Source organism: Flavobacterium magnum (assembly GCF_003055625.1).
Classification (GTDB): domain Bacteria; phylum Bacteroidota; class Bacteroidia; order Flavobacteriales; family Flavobacteriaceae; genus Flavobacterium; species Flavobacterium magnum.
Genome location: NZ_CP028811.1, coordinates 3,248,256 through 3,269,745, shown reverse-complemented (window position 1 = coordinate 3,269,745; position 21,490 = coordinate 3,248,256). Strand labels below are relative to the sequence as shown.

Annotated in this window: 20 protein-coding genes; 9 read left to right on the top strand and 11 right to left on the bottom strand. The window is 42.9% G+C overall.

Going from position 1 to position 21,490, the window contains the following annotated elements:
* Window positions 1-70: 70 nt before the first annotated feature.
* The 8 genes from HYN48_RS14330 to HYN48_RS14295 all read left to right on the top strand — a co-directional run bounded on the left by HYN48_RS14330 (window position 71) and on the right by HYN48_RS14295 (window position 12,196).
* Window positions 71-865: an outer membrane protein assembly factor BamD gene (locus HYN48_RS14330; protein WP_108372916.1), complete on the top strand. Its 795-nt coding sequence runs from the start codon at window positions 71-73 to the stop codon at window positions 863-865.
* Window positions 866-872: 7 nt separating this feature from the next.
* The gene (locus tag HYN48_RS14325) at window positions 873-1,190 is read left to right on the top strand and encodes a DNA-directed RNA polymerase subunit omega (protein WP_108372913.1); all 318 of its coding nucleotides are present in this window, start codon (window positions 873-875) and stop codon (window positions 1,188-1,190) included.
* Window positions 1,191-1,197: 7 nt separating this feature from the next.
* The gene (coaBC, locus tag HYN48_RS14320; RefSeq protein ID WP_108372911.1) at window positions 1,198-2,409 is read left to right on the top strand and encodes a bifunctional phosphopantothenoylcysteine decarboxylase/phosphopantothenate--cysteine ligase CoaBC; all 1,212 of its coding nucleotides are present in this window, start codon (window positions 1,198-1,200) and stop codon (window positions 2,407-2,409) included.
* A complete protein-coding gene (porD, locus tag HYN48_RS14315) occupies window positions 2,402-3,286 on the top strand; it encodes a type IX secretion system protein PorD (RefSeq protein WP_108372909.1) in 885 nt (294 codons plus the stop codon). The genes coaBC and porD overlap by 8 nt, the downstream gene beginning before the upstream one ends.
* 66 nt (window positions 3,287-3,352) lie before the next feature.
* Window positions 3,353-5,005, top strand: coding sequence for a DNA repair protein RecN (recN, locus tag HYN48_RS14310; RefSeq protein WP_108372906.1), 1,653 nt, complete (start codon window positions 3,353-3,355; stop codon window positions 5,003-5,005).
* 192 nt (window positions 5,006-5,197) lie between these two features.
* Entirely contained in the window at window positions 5,198-6,391 is a 1,194-nt protein-coding gene (gene fabV, locus HYN48_RS14305) for an enoyl-ACP reductase FabV (RefSeq protein ID WP_108372904.1), read from the top strand.
* A 154-nt stretch (window positions 6,392-6,545) separates the two neighbouring features.
* On the top strand, window positions 6,546-9,242 hold the full coding sequence (locus HYN48_RS14300) for a T9SS type A sorting domain-containing protein (RefSeq protein ID WP_108372902.1): 2,697 nt from the start codon (window positions 6,546-6,548) through the stop codon (window positions 9,240-9,242).
* A gap of 221 nt (window positions 9,243-9,463) precedes the next feature.
* Entirely contained in the window at window positions 9,464-12,196 is a 2,733-nt protein-coding gene (locus tag HYN48_RS14295; protein WP_108372899.1) for a T9SS type A sorting domain-containing protein, read from the top strand.
* A 215-nt stretch (window positions 12,197-12,411) separates the two neighbouring features.
* Here HYN48_RS14295 and HYN48_RS14290 read toward each other — a convergent pair whose 3' ends face one another.
* On the bottom strand, window positions 12,412-12,864 hold the full coding sequence (locus HYN48_RS14290) for a response regulator (protein ID WP_108372897.1): 453 nt from the start codon (window positions 12,862-12,864) through the stop codon (window positions 12,412-12,414).
* Window positions 12,865-13,253: 389 nt separating this feature from the next.
* Between HYN48_RS14290 and HYN48_RS14285 the strand changes: the two genes are divergently transcribed.
* Window positions 13,254-13,715, top strand: coding sequence for a hypothetical protein (locus HYN48_RS14285; RefSeq protein ID WP_108372895.1), 462 nt, complete (start codon window positions 13,254-13,256; stop codon window positions 13,713-13,715).
* A 579-nt stretch (window positions 13,716-14,294) separates the two neighbouring features.
* Here the strand turns inward: HYN48_RS14285 and HYN48_RS14280 are convergent.
* The 10 genes from HYN48_RS14280 to HYN48_RS14230 form a co-directional block, all read right to left on the bottom strand.
* Window positions 14,295-15,233, bottom strand: a complete 939-nt coding sequence (locus HYN48_RS14280) for a hypothetical protein (RefSeq protein ID WP_146171829.1) — start codon at window positions 15,231-15,233, stop codon at window positions 14,295-14,297.
* A gap of 330 nt (window positions 15,234-15,563) precedes the next feature.
* The gene (locus tag HYN48_RS14275; RefSeq protein WP_108372890.1) at window positions 15,564-16,517 is read right to left on the bottom strand and encodes an SRPBCC family protein; all 954 of its coding nucleotides are present in this window, start codon (window positions 16,515-16,517) and stop codon (window positions 15,564-15,566) included.
* 180 nt (window positions 16,518-16,697) lie between these two features.
* Window positions 16,698-17,114 (bottom strand): hypothetical protein, encoded by a 417-nt coding sequence (locus HYN48_RS14270; RefSeq protein WP_146171828.1) that lies wholly within the window; start codon window positions 17,112-17,114, stop codon window positions 16,698-16,700.
* Window positions 17,115-17,287: 173 nt separating this feature from the next.
* Window positions 17,288-17,734: a hypothetical protein gene (locus HYN48_RS14265; RefSeq protein ID WP_108372885.1), complete on the bottom strand. Its 447-nt coding sequence runs from the start codon at window positions 17,732-17,734 to the stop codon at window positions 17,288-17,290.
* 180 nt (window positions 17,735-17,914) lie between these two features.
* Window positions 17,915-18,547, bottom strand: coding sequence for a putative polyvalent protein kinase domain-containing protein (locus tag HYN48_RS14260; protein WP_245945963.1), 633 nt, complete (start codon window positions 18,545-18,547; stop codon window positions 17,915-17,917).
* A 217-nt stretch (window positions 18,548-18,764) separates the two neighbouring features.
* Window positions 18,765-19,187 carry a hypothetical protein gene (locus HYN48_RS14250; protein WP_108372881.1) on the bottom strand — a complete coding sequence of 141 codons (423 nt, stop codon included), beginning with the start codon at window positions 19,185-19,187 and terminating at the stop codon, window positions 18,765-18,767.
* Window positions 19,188-19,249: 62 nt separating this feature from the next.
* Window positions 19,250-19,456 (bottom strand): integrase core domain-containing protein, encoded by a 207-nt coding sequence (locus HYN48_RS15410; RefSeq protein ID WP_108372879.1) that lies wholly within the window; start codon window positions 19,454-19,456, stop codon window positions 19,250-19,252.
* On the bottom strand, window positions 19,453-20,097 hold the full coding sequence (locus tag HYN48_RS14240) for an IS3 family transposase (protein WP_245946012.1): 645 nt from the start codon (window positions 20,095-20,097) through the stop codon (window positions 19,453-19,455). Before HYN48_RS14240 ends, HYN48_RS15410 begins: the two co-directional genes overlap by 4 nt.
* On the bottom strand, window positions 20,067-20,492 hold the full coding sequence (locus HYN48_RS14235) for an IS630 transposase-related protein (protein WP_108372874.1): 426 nt from the start codon (window positions 20,490-20,492) through the stop codon (window positions 20,067-20,069). The genes HYN48_RS14240 and HYN48_RS14235 overlap by 31 nt, the downstream gene beginning before the upstream one ends.
* A gap of 205 nt (window positions 20,493-20,697) precedes the next feature.
* Entirely contained in the window at window positions 20,698-21,150 is a 453-nt protein-coding gene (locus HYN48_RS14230; RefSeq protein ID WP_108372872.1) for a hypothetical protein, read from the bottom strand.
* Between the last annotated feature and the right edge of the window lie 340 nt (window positions 21,151-21,490).

The following is a 21,490-nucleotide window of genomic DNA, read 5'->3' as shown; positions in this document are numbered from 1 at the left end:
AATTTGCAGCTTGATTTTCAGCGAATATCGAAACTGATTTCGGGCAGAATATCTTAAAATTAAAAAATTAATGAAGAAATTTATTGCGCTGTTTTTTGTCCTTTTAGTATTGAGTTCGTGCAGCGAATACCAAAAAGCGCTCAAGAATGACGACACTGCCAAGAAATATGAAGTGGGAACCAAAATGTACGAAAAAGGCAAATTCGGTAAGGCACTGCGGCTTTTCGAGCAGATAGCGCCCTCGTATCAGGGAAAGCCTCAGGCAGAAAAGTTGTTTTACATGTATGCCAAATCATATTACGCTGAGGAGCAATATTATCCTGCGGGTTACCAATTCGAAAGATTTGCTTCCACCTACCCCAGAAGTGAAAAAGCCGAAGAAGCGGCCTACCTTGGGGCTTACAGTTTTTCCAAGCTGTCACCGCGTTACAGCCTCGACCAGGTCGATACTTTCAAGGCGATCGATAAACTGCAGACGTTCATCAACAACTATCCCAATTCGCAATTCCTGCCTGAGGCCAACCGCATCGCAAAGGAATTGAGGGAAAAGATCGAAAAGAAGAATTTCGAAATCGCGAAGCAATACAATACGATTGCCGACTATAAATCGGCTCTGATTGCGCTCGATAATTTTATCGCCGATTTTCCCGGCACGCCCTACAAGGAAAAAGCACTGTATTACAAGCTCGATTCGGCTTACAACCTCGCAATTAACAGTGTGCAGGCGAAAATGGAAGAGAGGCTGATCACGGCTAAGAATGCGTATACGAGCCTGATCAAATTCAATGCCTCAACGGAATACAAAAGCAAGGCGGACGACATGCTTGCACGTATTGAAACGGATTTAAAACAATTTTCTAAATAAAAAAGTCATGGATTTAAAAAAGACGAATGCGCCGGTAAACACAATCACTTACAACAAAAGCCAGATTGAGGAACCAACCGGAAATGTGTATGAGGCAATCACAATTATGGCTAAACGGGCAAACCAGATCAATTCCGAAATCAAGAAGGAGCTGACCGAGAAACTGGAAGAATTTGCCACTTACAACGACAGTCTGGAAGAAATCTTCGAAAATAAGGAGCAAATCGAAGTGTCTAAATTTTACGAAAAACTTCCAAAGCCGCATGCACTTGCAGTACAGGAATGGCTTGACAACAAGATCTACCATAAAGATTCCTCTAAATAATTCCTAAATGTCAATTTTAAGCGGTAAGAAAATATTACTGGGTGTTTCTGGTGGCATTGCCGCGTATAAGACTGCAGGTTTAGTAAGGCTTTTTATTAAAGCAGGCGCACAGGTCCAGGTGATCATGACGCCTGCTTCAAAGGATTTTGTCACGCCGCTGACACTGTCCACCCTCTCCAAAAGTCCCGTGCATTCCACATTCTATAATGAAGACAGTGAAGACGCCGTCTGGAATAATCACGTCGATTTAGCGCTTTGGGCTGACCTGATGCTCATTGCGCCCGCAACCGCGAATACCTTGTCCAAAATGGCCTCGGGCGCTTGTGATAACCTGCTAATGGCTGCTTATCTTTCTGCGAAATGCCCGGTCTATTTTGCTCCGGCAATGGATCTCGACATGTACAAACACCAATCCACGCTTCAGAATTTTAATGCATTGAAACAATTCGGGAACATCATGATCCCGGCGGAATCAGGGGAGCTTGCGAGCGGACTCTCCGGCGAAGGGCGCATGGCCGAACCTGAGAACATCGTTGCATTTATAGAAAGCGATATCGAATCCAAATTGCCGTTAAAAGGAAAAAAAATACTGATTACTGCGGGCCCGACATACGAAGCGATAGATCCCGTGCGTTTTATAGGGAACCATTCTTCGGGTAAGATGGGGTTTGACCTTGCGGAATCGGCGGCGCGTTCGGGTGCTTCAGTCATACTGATCACAGGCCCAACGCACCTTTCGGCGAAAAATCCGAATATCGATACCGTGCGTGTCGTCTCGGCACAACAGATGTATAACGCCTGCCACGACGTGTACGCTGATGTGGACGCAGCCATCGCCGCTGCTGCCGTTGCAGATTACAGGCCAAAGGTTATTGCCGGGGAAAAAATAAAGAAAAGTGCTGAGGCATTTACGATTGAGATGGAAAAGACGCAGGACATTCTTGCTTCGATGGGACAGCTGAAGAAAAAGCAATTTCTCGTGGGCTTCGCGCTTGAAACTGAAAATGAACTGGAAAACGCAAAACTGAAGATTACCAAAAAGAACCTCGACCTGATTGTGCTCAACTCACTTCGGGATGAAGGGGCGGGTTTTGGAAAACCGACCAATAAGATTACCTTTATAGACAAACATTTTAATATTGAGCCGATGGATCTTAAATCAAAAGAAGCGGTGGCTGAAGACATCCTCAATAAAGTAATAACACACTTCCATGCGTAGAATCATCTGTCTTTTATTGCTCGTTACCGGTTTCGCGAATGCACAGGAACTCAATTGCGAGGTCAGGGTCAATTCTGACCGTCTTGGAGCCACCAATCAGCAAATCTTCCGGACGCTTGAAAAATCGCTGAATGAATTTGTAAACAAAACCAAATGGTCCGAACGTGAGTACCGATCCAAGGAGCGTATCGATTGTACCATGTTCATCAATGTAGCCTCATACAGCGGCGACCAGTTTTCGGCGACACTCCAGATACAGTCGTCGCGTCCGGTGTATAATTCTACCTATAGTACGCCCGTTTTCAATTTCAATGACAAAGATTTCAATTTTAAATATGTTGAATTTGAGAACCTGTTCTTTAACCCGAACAGTTTCGATTCCAACCTGGTTTCGGTGATGGCGTTTTATGCCAATATCATCATCGGGATGGATGCCGATACGTATTCCCCGCTGGGCGGCACTGATTATTTCACGGCTGCGCAATCCATCGCGAGCACGGCGCAGCAGGGTGGATACAAAGGCTGGAGCCAGCAGGACGGCAACCAGAACCGCTTTTTCCTGATTAACGATTTACTTTCGAATACTTTCACCCCGATCCGCGAGGCGATGTATGATTACCATTTGGGTGCGCTCGACACTTTCGGTGAGAACACCAAGGCCGGTAAGGAGAAAATCAAGACCACATTGCTGTCATTGCAAAAAGTATACGACCTGAGGCCGAACGCTTTTTTGACACGTGTATTTTTTGATGCCAAGGCAGATGAGATCCTTTCGATTTTTTCAGCCGGGCCGTCAATAAATATTTCAGACCTTACCGAAGTACTTAATAAACTGTCGCCGCTCAATTCGAGCAAGTGGTCCTCGATCAAATTTTAGCATCTTAGGATTGTTGGTTTTTGCCGGATGAATGCTTAATATTGTAATTCACTTAAAAGCCATACAATGCTCATTTCCCTTTCCATCCGAAATTTTGCGCTGATTGAAAAATTATCCATCGATTTTTCCGGTGGATTTTCTGTTATTACAGGCGAAACCGGCGCCGGAAAGTCGATATTGCTCGGCGCTTTGGGACTGGTGCTGGGCAAACGGGCCGATTTGTCATCGTTGCGGCGAAAAGATGAGAAATGCGTCGTTGAAGCCCATTTTGACGTCGCTGCGTATGATCTGCAGGATTTTTTTGCAGAAAACGACCTCGACTATGAAGACGTTACGATATTGCGTCGTGAAATCCTTCCCACCGGAAAATCGCGCGCCTTTGTAAACGACAGTCCGGTAAACCTGCCTGAGCTGCAGGAATTGGGTCATTTCCTGATCGACATCCATTCACAGCACCAGACACAGGAGCTTTCAGATGAGCAGATCCAGTTCCGGATCATTGATGCCATCGCAGGAAATCAGGAACAGGTCGCGGCATTCGCGGCGTTGCTGAAAGAACACAAAGAGCTCAGGCAACAGCTTTCAGAGCTTACTGCCAAACTCCATGATGCCAACAAGGAGCAGGATTACAATGCATTTTTACTGGAAGAGTTGTCTGCCATCGTGCTCAGGCCCGGTTTGCAGCAGGAGCTTGAAAGTCAGCAGGAACAGCTTGGCAATGTCGAAAATATCAAGGAATCGTTTGCCAGGGCGGTTTCGCTTGCCGATAACGAGTCGTTTGGGGTAATACAGAACCTGAAGGAAATAAAAACCGCGCTTCAGAAAATTGCTGGAGTGTCAAAAGATTATGAGACCCTTACGGAACGCATCGGGAGCGCACTGATTGATATTGACGATGTGGTGTCAGAGATCAGCCGGCATGCAGAAAAGCTCGTCGATGATCCGGTGCAGCTTAACCTGATAAGCCAGCAATTACAGGCCATTTACAATTTGCAGAAAAAACATCAGGTGGATTCGGTAGAGGCATTGATGGACATCCGGGAACAGCTTGAAACCAAAGTCATCGCTGCCGATCATCTTGAAACGGCGATTTCGGATTTGCAGCAGCAGATAGGGAAGAGCGCGGAAGCGCTGGATGCAAGGGCGGAACTGATCCACAAGCGGCGGAGTGAAGCCATCCCGGGATTGGCAGCGCAGCTTACAGCCATATTGTCACAGCTGGGCATGCCCGACGCCCGTTTCCAAATGCAATTGACCGCTTCGCCAAATTACTACGCGAATGGGAAAGATGTGCTGCAATTCCTGTTTTCAGCGAATAAGGGTTCGGATTTCGGGCTGTTGAAGAAAGTGGCGTCAGGCGGGGAAATGTCGCGCATCATGCTTGCTGTAAAGGCAATATTGGCAAAATATTCCAAACTCCCTGCCATAATCTTCGACGAAATCGATACCGGGGTGTCCGGGGAGATAGCCAACAAGATGGGTGAAATCATGAAAGCCATGAGCCATGACATGCAGGTTTTTGCGATTACGCACCTGCCACAGATTGCAGCCAAAGGCAACGACCATTTCAAGGTATTCAAATCGGTTGCCGATGAGCAGACGCAATCCGACCTGAAGCGGCTTTCCCAGGACGAACGCATCACGGAAATCGCGGAAATGCTTTCGGGGAAAGACATCTCGGAGTCTGCCGTCAACCACGCGAAGGCGCTGCTCGAATGAACCGGCGCCGCGTGAGGGATAGCAGCGGCAGCCTTTGCGGCGCAGCGCAAAGCTAGAGCGGATAGCCCGGCCCGCAGGGACACGCCCTGTAAATCGGCAGCGCGCCCAGTGCATTTTAGGCAGTAATCCGATTTTTTGTTAACTTCGTGCTGTTTTTTAAATAACATCAATAACCTGAAATAATATCATTTTATGATTATAGAGCCTAGAATGCGCGGATTTATCTGCCTTACGGCGCACCCGGACGGCTGTGCGAGAAGCGTAAAGAATCAAATTGACTATGTAAAATCGAAAGGCAGCATTGACGGCGCCAAAAAAGTGCTTGTAATTGGGGCGTCAACCGGATTCGGGCTTGCGTCGCGGATTACCAGTGCGTTCGGGTCAGGTGCGGCGACAATCGGCGTGTTTTTTGAGAAGCCGCCATTGGAAGGAAAAACCGCTTCACCGGGCTGGTACAATTCGGCCGCATTTGAAAAGGAAGCGAAAAGTGCCGGCCTGTATGCCAAAAGCATTAATGGTGACGCCTTTTCGGATGAGATCAAGCAGCAGACTATTGACCTGATCAAAGCGGATTTAGGGCAGGTGGACCTGGTAATTTACAGCCTGGCGTCTCCGGTGCGTACCGATCCGAAAACGGGCATCCTGCATCGTTCGACGCTTAAGCCGATTGGCAATACCTTTACAAATAAGACGGTGGACTTTCATACCGGAAACGTCACGCAGGTGAGTATTGACCCCGCGAATGAAGAGGAAATCGCGAACACCGTGAAGGTGATGGGCGGTGAGGACTGGGTGATGTGGATTGATGCGCTGAAGCGTGAAGGCCTTCTGGCACAGGGGACGATGACGATTGCCTATTCCTATATCGGTCCGGCAGTGACGGAGGCCGTTTACAGGAAAGGTACGATAGGCCGTGCAAAAGACCACCTCGAGGCGACGGCATTTTCGATTACGGACAGCCTTAGCGATATTGATGGAAAAGCCTACGTATCGGTGAACAAGGCACTGGTGACTCAGGCGAGTTCTGCGATTCCGGTTATCCCGCTTTACATTTCGCTGTTGTATAAAATCATGAAGGAGAAAGGAATTCACGAAGGTTGTATAGAGCAGATAGATAGGCTGTTTCGTGACAGGCTGTATGCAGAGGGCGGCATCCCGACCGATGAGCAGGGCCGCATACGGATTGACGATTGGGAAATGCGCGACGATGTGCAGGAAAAAGTGGCGGCGCTGTGGGAGCAGTCCACTACGGAAACCCTGCCGGAAATCGGTGACCTAGCGGGTTATCGTAATGATTTCCTGAACTTATTCGGGTTTGAATTCGCCGGTGTCGATTACAAGGCAGATGCCAATGAAATGGTTCAGATTGACAGCATACATTCTTAAGAAACTTATGATAAGATAAAGCGGCCCGGTGATGGGCCGTTTTTTTTTTGTTAAAAGTATAACTTTAACGTTTATGCCATCACTTTTGCGTGATTGTTAATTGTGTGTTAAGAGGTTATTATATATTTTAGCAACCTTAATCTAAAACTTTTTTATGAGAAAAATTACTTTATTAACTTTAATGGTGTGCTTTTCGTCGTTTGTATCGGCGCAATGCCTTACCGCGACCGGACAGTGGCCAACTGCCACGTACACGCCACTGACGTGTGACGGATTTACCGTAAACACCGCCACCGGTGGTGGATATGCCAACGAATATTCGAAAATCAATGTCGTGGCCGGAGAGACTTATCAATTTTCGAGTTCAAATCCTACCGATGTCATTACCATTTCAGATGAGGCGGGAACCAACGTCCTGGCTTACGGCGAAAATGCTTATGTGCTTTGGGTGTCAGACGTGTCAGGTGTGGTTCGTTTTTACACACACAAAGACAATACCTGCGCCGGTGAGGGCTTTACAACGCGTTTCAGAAACGTGATCTGCGGTACGCCGCCAAGTTGTATGCCTGCAAGTGGTGTGGATGTTGCGGCTGTTGGTTTGGATTCTGCCAGCCTGGGCTGGAATGCTTCAAACACCAATCCGGCGAACGGTTACGACTATATCCTTACCCAGGACAGCACCGCCCCGGACGCGTCTTCAACGCCCGATGCGACACTTCCGGCAGGAACCCTGACAGTTGATTTCACCGCTTTGAGCGAACTGACACAGTATTATTTCTGGGTACGTGCGAATTGTGGCGGCGGCGATGTAAGTACGTGGGTAGGGACAGATTTTACCACCCTTGGGCCACCACCTGTTAATGACGACGCTACGGGTGCCATCACTTTGACACTGGATATCGGAACGGCATGCGGTCCTAACAAGATTACCGGCATTTCCAATGCCAACACCACGCCTTCGGCAGAGGTGGACCCGACCTGTATGGATCAATACGACCCTTCGTTTGGAAACGGAGATATGTGGTATGCCATCCAGGCACCCGCATCAAGTTTTACCATTAACGTATCTGATATTACAGGTCAGATTATTACTGTTTCAAGTGCTTTGTATTCGGGAACGCCGGGTAACCTTACAGAAACCGGAACCTGCGGTAATGCCGGTACCAAGACGTACAGCAATCTGGTTATCGGGGACACTTATTATTTAAGGGTTTGGGATTATGCCAACGACGGAATCGGTACTTTCAGCCTTTGCGGATGGTACATCGACTGCGAAAACCCGACAGCCACCTACACTCCGGTATTTGATTGTGCCAGCGCGCAGTTTAATGTTGAAGTGGAAGTGACCGATATGGGTACCGCTACCTCCCTGACGATTTCAGATGACCAAGGCAATGCCAGCCAAACAGCTAATGGTACTGGGGTGTACAGTTTTGGTCCTTATGCAGAAGGCACATCAGTAGTGATTACTGTTGCCAACGACCAGAGCGATTTCTGTACCATCACGAGTGGCACGCTGCAAAGCGCTTGTCCTCCCGTAAATGACGATCCTGCCGGCGCGATCGAATTGACATTGGATCTTGGTGCTGCCTGTGGGCCAAACAAGATCACTGGCATTTCAAATGCGGCGACAACAGGTTCTGACGCGGAAGTGGATCCGTCATGTATTGACCAGTACAATCCATCAAACGGGAATGGCGATCTTTGGTACTATTTTGTAGCGCCTGCCCCAACGCTCTCATTGAATATTTCTGACATTACAGGCGGCATCTTTACCGTATCCAGCGTGCTTTACTCAGGAACTCCGGGTAACTTCACCGAGGTGGGTGCCTGCGGTAACGCCGCTACAAAGAATTATACCGGACTGACAGTAGGTGATACTTACTATTTCAGGGTTTGGGATTACGCCAATGACGGTATAGGTACGTTCAGCATCTGTGGCTGGTATCTTGATTGCGAGAATCCTACCGCTACTTACACGGTGGTTTCTGATTGTGCCAATGGGGATCAGTTCCTTGTTGATGTCAACGTTACCGGAATGGGATCAGCAACTTCTCTGACCATTTCAGACAATCAGGGAAGTACGTCACAAACTGCCGGTGCGACAGGAACGTACACATTCGGACCTTTTGCGAACGGCACATCGGTAATTTTCACCTTACAGAATGACCAAAGTGCTGCTTGTATGATTACAAGTACAGCGCAGACACAGGGAGCCTGTCCTCAGGATTGTGCTGCTGCAGAAGTGATTGCAAACTGCGGAGACGCGGTCACGGCAAGTTTTTCCGGCGCAGGTGCCTGGAACATCACCACCTGTGGTTTCCAGACCAATGGTGCAGAGAAATTGTATTCGTTTACGCCAACAGTAACAGGATTGCACAAACTAACCATCACCGCTTCGACCGGAGGCTATGTGGATTATTTCTACAAAGAAGCGTCAGGTACCTGCGATGCCACGGGATGGTCCTGTATCGGCGATGCAACATTGCCTGAAACCAATAATATTGGAACGCTTACTGCGGGAACACAATACCTGATCCTGCTGGACAGCGAAAACGTAAACCCAAAAGACGTGACGTTTAGTATCGTATGTCCGACGCTTGGCGTTGAAGACAGCGCCTTCGAATCGCTTTCTGTGTATCCTAACCCGGTGAAAAACATTTTGAACCTTTCAGGAACCAGGAATATCTCAGGCGTTTCGGTTTTCAATATGCTGGGACAACAGATGATGGCAAAAGTTGTTAATTCAAACGAAAGCCAGATTGATATGACGCACCTTGCTTCCGGCACTTACTTTGTAAAAGTTTCTGCTGAAAATCAGGTTAAAACCATTAAGGTGGTTAAGCAATAATCGCCTTTTTTTTACTATAATAAACTCCGGTAGCGATACCGGAGTTTTTTTTTGCTGATACGACTCGCAATGTCTTTCAAATTCTTTGAAGACCAATCAGATCAAGTATTGTCTGATGATTCCGCTGTCTTACAAAGAAATATGTAAATTAATTTTGAAAATTGTTTATTAAAACAAGTATTTTGACTAAATTACGGCCTTATTAACACTAACTACGTTTTATGAAAAAATCTTACTTATTATTAATGGTGCTATTTCTGTGTTTCCAGGCGAAGGCCCAGGAAACGTGCGACACAGCAGTAGATTTAGCCACACTGACATCGCCCTATGATGGAGATACATCCACGAGCGCCGATGATAACCTGATCAGCTGTTTCAACGATGGGACGGCTAATACCAACAACTCTCCTGATCAGTACTTTTACATTTTGGTGCCGGCGGGCTCGACCCTGACCATCGGTCAGAGTGCAAATGAGTACGATTCCACCGTCGTAGTGTTCTACGGTGATTGTACCAACCCTACAGAGATCAGATGTTTTGACGATGACGATTTGCAAACAGTTGTCTGGGCAAATGATACCGGAAGCGATCAAACCGTTTACTGGGTTCAGGACGGTTACAGTTTTAGCAGCGGCGCTTTTACGCTGGAATGGTCCGTGGTGGCCTGTACTAACGCAACGGCAACTTATTCAGTGGTATCGGATTGCGCCAATGGAGAGCAGTTTTTGATTGATGTTGATATTACGAGCCTTGGTTCCGCGACTTCGGTTACGGTGTCCGATGATCAGGGCAATACGCAAAACGTATCGGCTACCGGACTACTGACTTTTGGTCCGTATCCTAATGCCACCCCTGTAATTTTCACTATAGCGAATGATCAGGATGGAGATTGTACCCAAACGTCGAATACGCTTACACAGGCGACTTGTCCTCCTGATTGTGCAGCAGCGACGCCTATCGCCAATTGTGGGGACGAAATCTCTGCGACATTGGTAGAGGGTGAAGGTGCCTGGAATCCGCTAACTTGTGGTTTTAACACTCCGGGTACAGAGCTCGTTTACTCATTTACCCCTGCCGAGACAGGTGAATACAGTCTTGAAGTCACGGCGGCGTCTGGAGGTTACATCGATTATTTCTGGAAGGAAGCCTCAGGAAGCTGTGACCAAACCGGTTGGACTTGTATTGATGACAATAACGGCCCGGGCACTGACCTGATCGGAACCCTTAACGCCGGTGTTCAGTACCTGTTCCTGCTTGATGGTGAAGGTACAAGCGCAAAAACGGCCACATTCAAGATTAAATGTCCGCCGACCTGCTACAATGGTGCAGCTACTTACAATCTTGTTTCTGACTGCCCGAACGGCAATGAGCAGTTTTATGTAGAAGTAAATATTACCGATATGGGAACTGCAACGTCTGTTACAATCTCTGACGACCAGGGAAGTGCTACGCAGCAGACCGGGGCTACCGGAGTGTTCACCTTCGGTCCTTACCCTAACAACACCAATGTAATCTTTACTATTGCAAATGACAACGACGCCACTTGTGTTTTCACAAGCCCGGTTCAGAACCTGATTCAGTGCCCTCCAGCTAACGACGAGGCTGCCGGTGCCGTTGAGTTGACTTTGGATTTAGGTACTTCATGTGGCCCGAACAAGATTACAGACATCTCGAATGCTTCGACATCCGGTTCTGACTCTGAGGTAGATCCTACCTGTATCGATCAATATAACCCGTCAAACGGTAATGGCGATCTTTGGTTCTATTTTGTTGCGCCATCAAGCGATGTTACTTTAAATACATCTGATATTACAGGAAATATATTCTCGGTTTCTACCGCACTGTACTCTGGAACCCCTGGTAACTTAACTGAAATCGGTAACTGCGGTAACACTGCAACCAAGTCATATACCGGATTGAATGTTGGCGAGACCTATTACTACAGGATGTGGGATTACGGTAACGACGGAATCGGTGCCTGGAGCCTTTGCGGATGGTATCTTGACTGTACGAACGCAGCTGTGGAATATGATGTAGTTTCTGACTGTGCCAATGGTGAGCAATTCTATGCCACAGTCATTGTAAACGATTTAGGTTCTGCCGCATCACTCACGATAAGTGACGATCAGGGAAGCGCTTCACAGTCTGTTAGTGCTTCTGGAACATACTCTTTCGGACCGTTTGCAAATAACACTCCGGTAGTATTTACAATCGCTAACGACCAGAATGCAGCCTGTACACTGACCAGCCCGATCCAGAATCAGGTTGCCTGTCCTCCTTCTAACGATGAGTGCGACGCTGCAATCCAGGTTTTTGCGGGGTCAGCTGTAAATGAAATCATCAACGATTTGACAAACGTTGGCGCTACTGCCTCGCCTGAAGCTACACCTACTACATGTTTCGGATATTCAGGAGGTGATGTTTGGTATACCCTGGCAGTTCCTCCTTCAGGAAATGTTGTTATTGAAACAGCGAATTCTTCTTCAGGAGAAACGGGTGTTGATACGGTTGTAACTGTTTATACAGGAACTTGTGGAAATCTTACCCAAATCGCTTGTGATGACGACGGTGCGGATACCGGAAATTACTCTAAAGTGACTGTAACCGGTCAAACACCGGGAGATATGCTGTATCTGAGGATTTACGAGTACAATAATGATAATGCCGGAGGTTTCGGGTTAACAGCTTACGATGAGTCTATGCTGGGCGTTACCGGTGTAGATAAGAGTCAGTTTGCTGCCTATCCAAACCCTGTGAAGAACATCCTGAACTTGTCATACGCACAAAACATTACTGATGTCACTGTGTTCAATCTACTGGGTCAACAGGTAATGTCTAAAAAGGTAAATGCGAATATCGGACAGATCGATATGTCAGGTATTTCAGCAGGTGCTTATTTTGTTATTGTAAATACAGTTGACGGTGCCAAAACCGTGAAGGTAATTAAGCAATAAACAGGTATCGTTTAAGAATAAAAACTCCGGACTCGCTCCGGAGTTTTTTTGTTATAGATGATTCACTTTTGATCGTTGCCAGGGACTGATGTTTATGGCACAAAGTTATCGTTACCGGCAGCAATTGCCATATGTAAAACAGAAGTCGGCCGATTTCAATTGAATAAAAAAACCAGTGAGGCTGTCACTGGTTTTCTTTATTAGAAGATATTTGACTATAGCGTCAGGAAAAAAGTATCCTTATTTAAGTTTGAAGAGTAATACTGCCAATTGATTTCCAAAACATCCTTTAACACTCGTTTCAGCGTTGAAAATTCGTTTGGCTTGCGTATGTAAACATTCGCCCCGGCTATAAAAGTTTCTTCCTGATCTTTTTCTGAAGAAGAGGTCGAATAAATCGCAATAGTGAGGTCGCGGTACTTTTTATTAGACCTGATCTGCTTCAAACTGTCCAGACCGTTTGTAAAAGGCATATTCAAATCCAGGAACAATATGTCCGGTACCTTGGTGTCTTCCTTGTTGAGATAGGCAAGTAAATCTTTACCATCGTGAAATAAATTCAGACTGTGGTTGATCCCCACCTCCGTCAATGCATCTGCAAACATGTTGCAATCGTCCATGTCGTCATCAGTAAATATGATATGAACTTTTTCTCTGTTTAATTTCATGTAAAATTTTCAATTTGGTCAAAAATTGTCTTGGTAAATATAAAAAAGTTTCTTTTATCGCGTGCGTCTTTTAACGATTAATGCGCTTTTTTTGAGATATTTTGATAAATTATTACGGGCCAGTGAGTTAGTTGTGACTGCCATTAGCAAGCTGATTGTAAATTCAGGCTAAGTCGGAAAAATCAACTAAGCCGGTTAGCAGGCCATGCACCTCAAGACGACTAAAGCAAGGAATCTTACATTAAACAATCCTTAAAACTTATGGACTGGCTCAATCTGCCAGTGAAAGACAACGACTACGTTATATTTATAAACATTTGCGAGGATTGTATAAACTAAACGTTATTCAATTGCGTCACTTTGTGATACGATACTTAATATTTAAGTCTATGAAGAAGCCTGATGCCGATTATACGCAAATACCTCTACCACATCCAAATACCCTTACACTCACCTTAAAAATCTGCGGCACCATCGAAACGCCTCCTGAAAGAAGCCGCGAGAGATTCAGGCAGGGTATTATGGACACCGTTCTGGAACTGGTCAGGGCTGGTGAATTTTCGATTGAGTACATCGGCTACCAGGCCGACCGTAAGGGTATGCATTACCTGAACAAAGACATTGCCGAATATCATGATTGTGTGTACGCAAGCGTTAGTGTAAATCATTCTATCTTCAGTCCTGTTGATGTCAGCACACATACGGACGAGATTATTGCGGCATTCATCAGGATATTTGAAGACAAGACGCACCGCCACCTTGACTTAGACTCAGCCACCGAAAAGGACGGAACCCGGCATCGGATTATTGAGATGAGTAGTGATTGGCGTTTTTACAGCAGACACGGCTGAGCGGAAATTGTCTCGTTACGCCTGACACCTGCCGCGGTTTGATATGTCTGGGGAATGTTCGCGTTCGACCGATATTCCTGGTTGAGTTATTGTGAAAACTATTTGTAATTGGTCGGGATTTTTGGAAAAACGAAGATGACTTATAGGAATTTATCCAGCGTTATCCTGTAGCGCCCACCTGAGTTATAATTCATTGAGATGCTATGCGGTGAACCGCTATTGAAAAACATCTTAATTCTTCGACCTCAGTTCCCTATAATTCCTGGTTTTATTTTACTATTCGCCACAATGAGGTTTGCTGTATATTAAATACTCATAGACAAATTGTGCTGCATCATGTTGGAATCCGGGAGGTCATCTAATACGAAACTGTTTTTCGGAGTATAAGTATCTTCAATTCCAGTTTCGGACATTCAATTTTCCAGTTCAGAAATAGTTGAACTTTCCATATTAGGTAATTTTAGTTATTAATTTCCTGTTTATTTTGTATTTGTGCATCTGATTTTCGAATCAGAGTGCTCGTTTGTGCATCGCAGGCTTACCTTTTTTGATTATTTAAATGTTGACTGTCTACGTAAACTATTCTTCAATTTCTGATTCGCAAAGTATTATTGCCGGAGTTGCACGTATACTTTTAGGAGGCTTTTTGTAAAATTGATTTGCGAAATCATAGTTAATCATAAAATTTATATTCAATAATTCTGGTGTTAATTCTTTACTGATGTAATTTATCCCTCTGGAATAAAAGTTTGTCTTGTATGAAATTTGAAATTTGAGTCTGGTTTGTTGATCGATGGAGGGGGCGATTATTTTCATGTCCTGATCATAGTAATCAATAAGTTGACAGGAAAGAAACAGTGAACCTTTAGGAAATTCTAAGCCGTAACTTCTCGTATCTATTTCAATTTTACCTTTTTGATTGGGCATGAGATAAAGTACATCAGTAGAAAACATTTTTTCACCAATATTAGCAATCTGTGTTCCGCGGTTTGGAATCGATTCCTCAATGTAATAGAAATTTAATTTGTATGCTGTTTTTAATTTCACTTCCTCAACATAGAAAATAATTTTTTCGACACTCAGCTTTTTGTCGAAATCATTATTTAAGACCATGCCATATAACAAATCTTTCGCCATTGTCCTGGACTGTTTTTTTATAAAGCGGTTAGATTCCCCCAGTACCAGTTGTTTGTCCTTTTTGTAAGATACCACGACTTCGTCAAGGTATATCGTCTTCTTCGAGAGGAAAACAACTGAATCAAGATGTTGCCTCGAAATGCCCAGTGTATTATAGTCAACCCGTGTGAAGCTGATAGAATCAAAATCAATTCCTGTATTAATCTCAGTTACACCATTTGCCGATGTAATCCCTGAATACATCGTTACACCTTTTTTAAAAAGGGAAAAGTCAACGTCTTCGATAAACTCATTGGTATCTGCATCGACAGGTATAAATGCCTGACAAAAAAGCAAGCCTGAGTTTAAAAATAAGAAAAGATGGTAATAAAATCTTGCCATACTACTTTTACTTGGGTTGTTGAATTAATCCAACAATTCAAATATACTATTTCTTGGGATTGTAATTTTCTCAACATTTCACTATAGAATTTGTATACTCCGGGGCATCCTATCCCTTTGATCGGTTAAATTACCTGCCGAGTTCATTTATTATCCGGCGCAGCCGGATGCGGTTTTTGGACCTGAGTGTTTTTCGGTTGTAGAAACAATTGCGAAGGCCGATCGGAAGCGTAGCTTAAACTAATTTATGGAAGAAAGAAGTTGATTTTACACGGAAATCGGCAATCAGCTTCGCTCCATTCGCTATCGATCGGGTGCGCGAAGCCACTGTTATGTTACCTTTCGTTTTTCGGAACGGGTTTTAATGTGATTCAAAACCCTGTAATGAATTTTGTGAACAATATAATTACTCCAAATCTTCCAATAGAAAGCAGGTTTTATGTCGTGATAGTACCAGGTTGTTCCCTCTAATTTCGTATTGCCATTTGATAGTCGAATAAGTTTGAATTGACCTTGTTTCGAAACGAAATAGTCATGTAAATGCGGAGCATCAATGTCCCAAAAACTAATTTCTTTGAGTGGCGCAGGTTGTTCCGCAACACTAAATTTTAAGAGATTCGGTTCGTCCCATACAGTTACCGGCTCAATAAATTTTCCGGTTGTGAAATTGCAATATCTTATGGCACCAATCCCCCGACCTTTGATTTCGGCGTTTACAGGATAGGCAATACCTGTTCTAAAAATAAATTCTTTAGGCTCTTTCAATTTCGGAAATTCAACAACGTTCTTCCAGACTGTTTCCGGAGAGGCATTAATTTCAATTGACGAGACAACCGAGGTCAAATCAGGGGTGGAGTCTCTTTCGAGAAATGACAATGCTGGCAATGCTGCGACCAAAATTAAGAATGTAGAAGATGCGTTCATGGTACTCCTGTTGGTAAAATTATGAGCAATTACTGCGCCAATTGATGTGAAAATTGCCGCAATTGGGAACGCCATTAGGATACAAATGAGGCCTTCGATTGCGAAACATATAAGGCACAGCGCATACATACTCACACTTACAAGTCCAATTTTACAAGCTTCTTTCAAAGTCACCTGGTTTTTGAAGCCGAACAGTAAAACTGATCCTGCTCCAATGAAAAATGGAATCAGAAAGAACAAAAATACTCCATATTCTTTAATACCGTAAATTCCCCACAAAGTAAATAGCTCAGCTATAACAACTGTAGTTATAACAGCAAACCATTTTTTTTGAACCCTGTTTTTTAGATCGATCTTCATTTGCTCAGTTTTCAATATATGTCCGACGGCTTCCTTCGGTTGTTCGCTTTACCGAGCTCACGTCGGTTGCGGCATTTTGAACTGGACTCTCGGCTGGACAAAACGAAGTTATGGAAAAAATAAGTTCATTTTACACGGAAAGTAGCAATTGCGTGAAGCCGTTGTTATAGGCAGGCTTTTTTAACGCAAACTTCTTTCCGCTTTCCAATATCTTTCCAACCGTTTCTTGCAGATACTGTCAAGCCATTTACTGTTATATTTTTCTAACGCATAATAAAAAACTCTTTTCCCTGCTGCACCTTCTGCTCTTCGCCCAAAACTCTCAAGAGAATCAGTAGCCATGAATTTATTACCAATTGTGGTCAAGCTATCAATATATTTATAATCTTCAGAACTTAAAATTGGTTCGACAAAATGACTATTGTCAATTTTCACGGCATCATTATAACCTTTGCTATTATTAAAGCCTTTTCTTAGTAGACTTTTAAAATACACTGTCTTGAATTCTTGAATATAAATATCTTTCATTTGTCGATTCTCTTTTGTTGTTCCACAACTTGAAAAACCCAATATCAGAAGCAGGATTATTCGTTTCATATAGTTTTTTAAAGCTTGCCTATAACGTCCGGCGGCTTCACGTCAGTTGCGGCTTTTGGAACTGAGTATTCTCGGCTGGACCAAACGAAGTTATGGAAAAAGGTGTTTCATTTTACAATCGAAGAAGCAATTGCGTGAAACCGCTGTTATAGGCAGGCTTGATTACTCATACTTTACTCTAATTTGTACTTGATAAAAAGTTGTTCAAGAGATTCAACAATTTTTTTCACGGATTTAGGATAACAATTTTGTATTCCACTCCATTCTATTTCAGTTTTAACTCCTCTTTCAAATACAAAGATTTTAATTGGTTTGATTGCATCACAATTTTTAGTAGAATCGATTTGCGATTCATAATATTTCAAATCTTCCGTACTCATTTTATAAATCTGCTGAACTACTTTCTCTGATTTTATATCTATGGTTGTGGTAATGTTAAATTCGTTTGTTTCAGAATCATAACAATTATCTATTTGAATTTGTTTTTGATTAACTCTAAACGCTACATTTTTGCATTTTTGATTATAAAAACTAGTGCTGACAAGTAAAATTTCTCGTTGATTTTGTGCAAATCCGTATATTGAGGAAAAGAAAACAAAAAGGTAAATTGTAAATTTCATGAGTTTACTTTTAGTTCGATTGCTGATAAACTTGCCTATAACATCCGGCGGCTTCACGTCAGTTGCGGCTTTCGAAGCTGAGTATTCTCGGCTGGACAGAACGAAGTTATGGAAAAAGCGGTTACATTTTACAAGGTAAGCAGCAATTGCGTGAAACCGCTGTTAGCTGTGGTTTTAATTTTAGCTCAGAAACTCGTCTGTAACGAAAAATACTGTGTCAATAAAATAAAGAATTTCATTTCGCGTCAATACATTTTCATCGTGAAGATCTTCAATAATTATTCCTAATTCAGGATTGTAATAATCATTGTTACGATTATTTTGAAAACCATTTTGCTCCAAGAATTTCCTGACCACATTTAAGTCTGTTGGACCGGTGATTGCAACGTACGATTGCTCAACAACAGCATAAATGACATTTTCAGATTTTGTAAACCCAAGCAAATTGTAAGCTGTGTCGGGAAAGAAATAATTATGGAGTAATAAATTTAGAAAATAATCTTTCCAACAAGCATAATAAATAGCATCATTAAGTTTGATTACATGTTCTGAATCCTTAAGATAAACTTTCTGTTCAGCGCCTTCACTTACGTACTGTGAAAAGTCAATCTCCTTCCAAAGATTATTTTCAGAGATGTAAGAATCTAACTTCTCTGCTTCTTGTTTTTTGAAGTACTTTGAGTCTGCAATTTCTTTGCTTGCTTGCGTGCCATTGTTAAGGTAACCGGCGATTGCTTGGATAGTTGCTCCAAACCTAATTTCGCTCTTTCCTGAAAAGATATTTCGTAAGTCATTTTTAATACTGTTTTGCACAAAGCAAATATACGGATTATTTTTAAAAGGATTCTGCTGCTGATGGAACGTAATAGTTTGGTCGTCACGCCAAAATCACAGCTAACGTCCGGCGGCTTCACGTCATTTGCGGCATTTGGAACTGAGTACTCTCGGCTGGACAGAACGAAGTTATGGAAAAAGGCGGTTCATTTTACAAGGAAAGTAGCAATTGCGTGAAACCGCTGTTGTGCGACGTTTATTTTGGATTTCCCCAAATAATTTTATTTTCGCAACCAATTATCTTTCTGAACTTGACGGAATTCACAATGGTGTCTTTTGTGAAATATATTGGTTTAAGTGACGTGCTTTTTGTTGGATTTTCTTTCGGAACGATTATCATTTTTTCACCTACAGTGTAATGGTTATTATTACACTGGGAAAATACAGAGATTTTTTTAGGCAGTCTTGGATCGTCAGTTTTTCCAATTAATAAAGCATACGGAATGCCTTCAGTCGCACAATACGCGAAATTTTCATGAAATTCAATTAGCTCAAATTTGAATTCAAATTTAGAATCGAGATATTCTAAAGAGCAATCATATTGATTTACGTATCGGATTTCATTAGTTGTTTTACACGACATGAAAATTAAGAGAAAAACAAATATGATTTTTTTCATGTTCGATTACGGTTCTTGAGGTGTAACGTCCTGAAATAGGTTGACAGATTTTTACTCTGTTTTCAATTCAAATTTAGATAAATAATTTCTTTATTCCTACGATATGATTTATAGGGCATATCTGCGTTTAGATGCACGCTAACTGGCGTTTTACCTTTTAAGCTGTCGTGCGGCCTTAAAGTGTTATAAATCCTTACAGCGCGCCTGACCATCTTCAAAGCTATTGTTTTGTTTGGGATAGTCTGATTGAGTCCAAATTCATATTTCATGGTTTGTTCATTCGTTCAGCGATGGCATTTTCATATGGATCATATTGTTCTGTCATACTTATCAGGATGTCGTTTTCCTGCAGGATTTTGACGTATTCCGGCCAACAGTAATGTAATCCTCTATCGGAGTGATGTATTAGTTTTCTATTTGGATACTTTCTGTTTTTTAGGGCCATTTTTAATGCTTCTATCGATAATGAAGCTTTCATATTTGTTGCCAGGTGATAGCCCATTATTTTTTTGGAATAGGCATCGGTTACTAAAGCTAAATAGGCATTTTTCCCATTTAATCTTAGATAAGTAATATCGCTGACCCAAAGTTCCTCGGGTTGATCAGGTACTTTGTTTTGCACCAGGTTTTTAAATTTCCTGAAGAGATGATTGGAGTTAGTGGTTCGCGTAAAGTTTCGTTGTTTGGCCACCAGTAGGGTATGAGCCCTTAGAAATCCAAAGAAATTGTCGCGTCCCATCTTGATATTGTGTCGGTTCATGTCCTGCTTTAAAAGCTGGTATAGCTTACGGCCTAGGGTTGCCTGGTTGATTTCAGCCCTTTTATCGACGACCATTTTTACGAGTTTTTGATTATCGGATTTTTGTTTTTTGCAAAGGTTCATTTTTTTGTAGAAGGCTTGTCTTGATATCCCGAAGCACTGGCAGATCCATTTGATTTTAAAATGGCTTTTTTCTTTAGTTCCACTTCTTTGGCCAATGATTCGGGCAGCGACTTTTTTGCGTAATCGTTCCCGGTATCAATCTCTGCTTCGGCAATTATCATCTGTTGGAAGTCTTTAATGAATTCCAGTTCCTGAATCTTTTCCTTTAGTTTTTTTATTTCGTCCTTATTTGACATTCCTTTTTGTTTTTGCTCTAAAGTAGCAAATTTTTGCAACCAATAATAGATCGCATTGCGCCCGACCTGGTATTTTACCGATGCGTGGTTGACGGAAATCTGTCCGTTGCAAACTTCATCAATGATTTTTAGTTTTAAGTCAAATCCCACGCATTTTTTCTGACAGGGATGTTTCTTTGCTTTCATATTGTCCTGTAAATAGTTGTTGATTTTTTGTCAACCTATTTCAGGATTTTGCATTTGTAGGCTCTCAGCTAACGTCCGGCGGCTTCAAGTCAGTTGCGGCTTTTGGAACTGAGTATTCTCGGCTGGACAAAACGAAGTTATGGAAAAAGCGGTTACATTTTACAAGGGAAGCAGCAATTGCGTGAAACCGCTGTTATATGCCGTTTTAATTCAGGCGCAATTTTTTCAACAGATGACTATAGCTTTTTAAATTCCTTTTGTCAGCATCATAAAGCTCAATGCGAAATGTCGAATCAGCACTCGCAGCGGTAAAATAATTGCCGGAATGACCCGGAAATTTTGACCTGACTTTCGCAATTACTAATTCTTGCAAGTATTTATTTATTGCGTTTTGGATATGGCTATTTAACAAGATTGTTTTATGAACTAAAGTATCGATGTTTGCGTTTTGCACGTTTTCGCAGTCAAAAGACAGTTTGTAATAGTCAAGTTTATATTGTTTTCTTTTTGTATCAGAAAAGATTTTCATTCCTTCTTTATGACCGCCCCATTCACCGCACTCGCTGAATTTTGTAGTAATGTAGAAATTACTGCCGGATAAATAGTACAAGTCAAAGAAAGAATTCTTTTTATTCGTGTCAGCAAGAACTTGCTCCATTGGTGTTTTCGACTTACAACTTGTAAGTAGCACAATAAAGACAACGCATATAATTCGGCTGGTCATTTTACGTTCGATTCGTTAAAAATGGCATATAACGTCCGGCGGCTTCACGTCAGTTGCGGCATTTGGAACTGAGTACTCTCGGCTGGACAAAACGAAGTTATGGAAAAAGGCGGTTCATTTTACAAGGGGAGCAGCAATTGCGTGAAACCGCTGTTATGCGTTGGTTTTAATATTGATCCCATGACAACGTAAACGTATGTAGTCACAAGCCAATCACCCAAAACCAAATAGGAGCGGAGCTCCAACTTTCAACGCAACAAAAATCACGCATAAC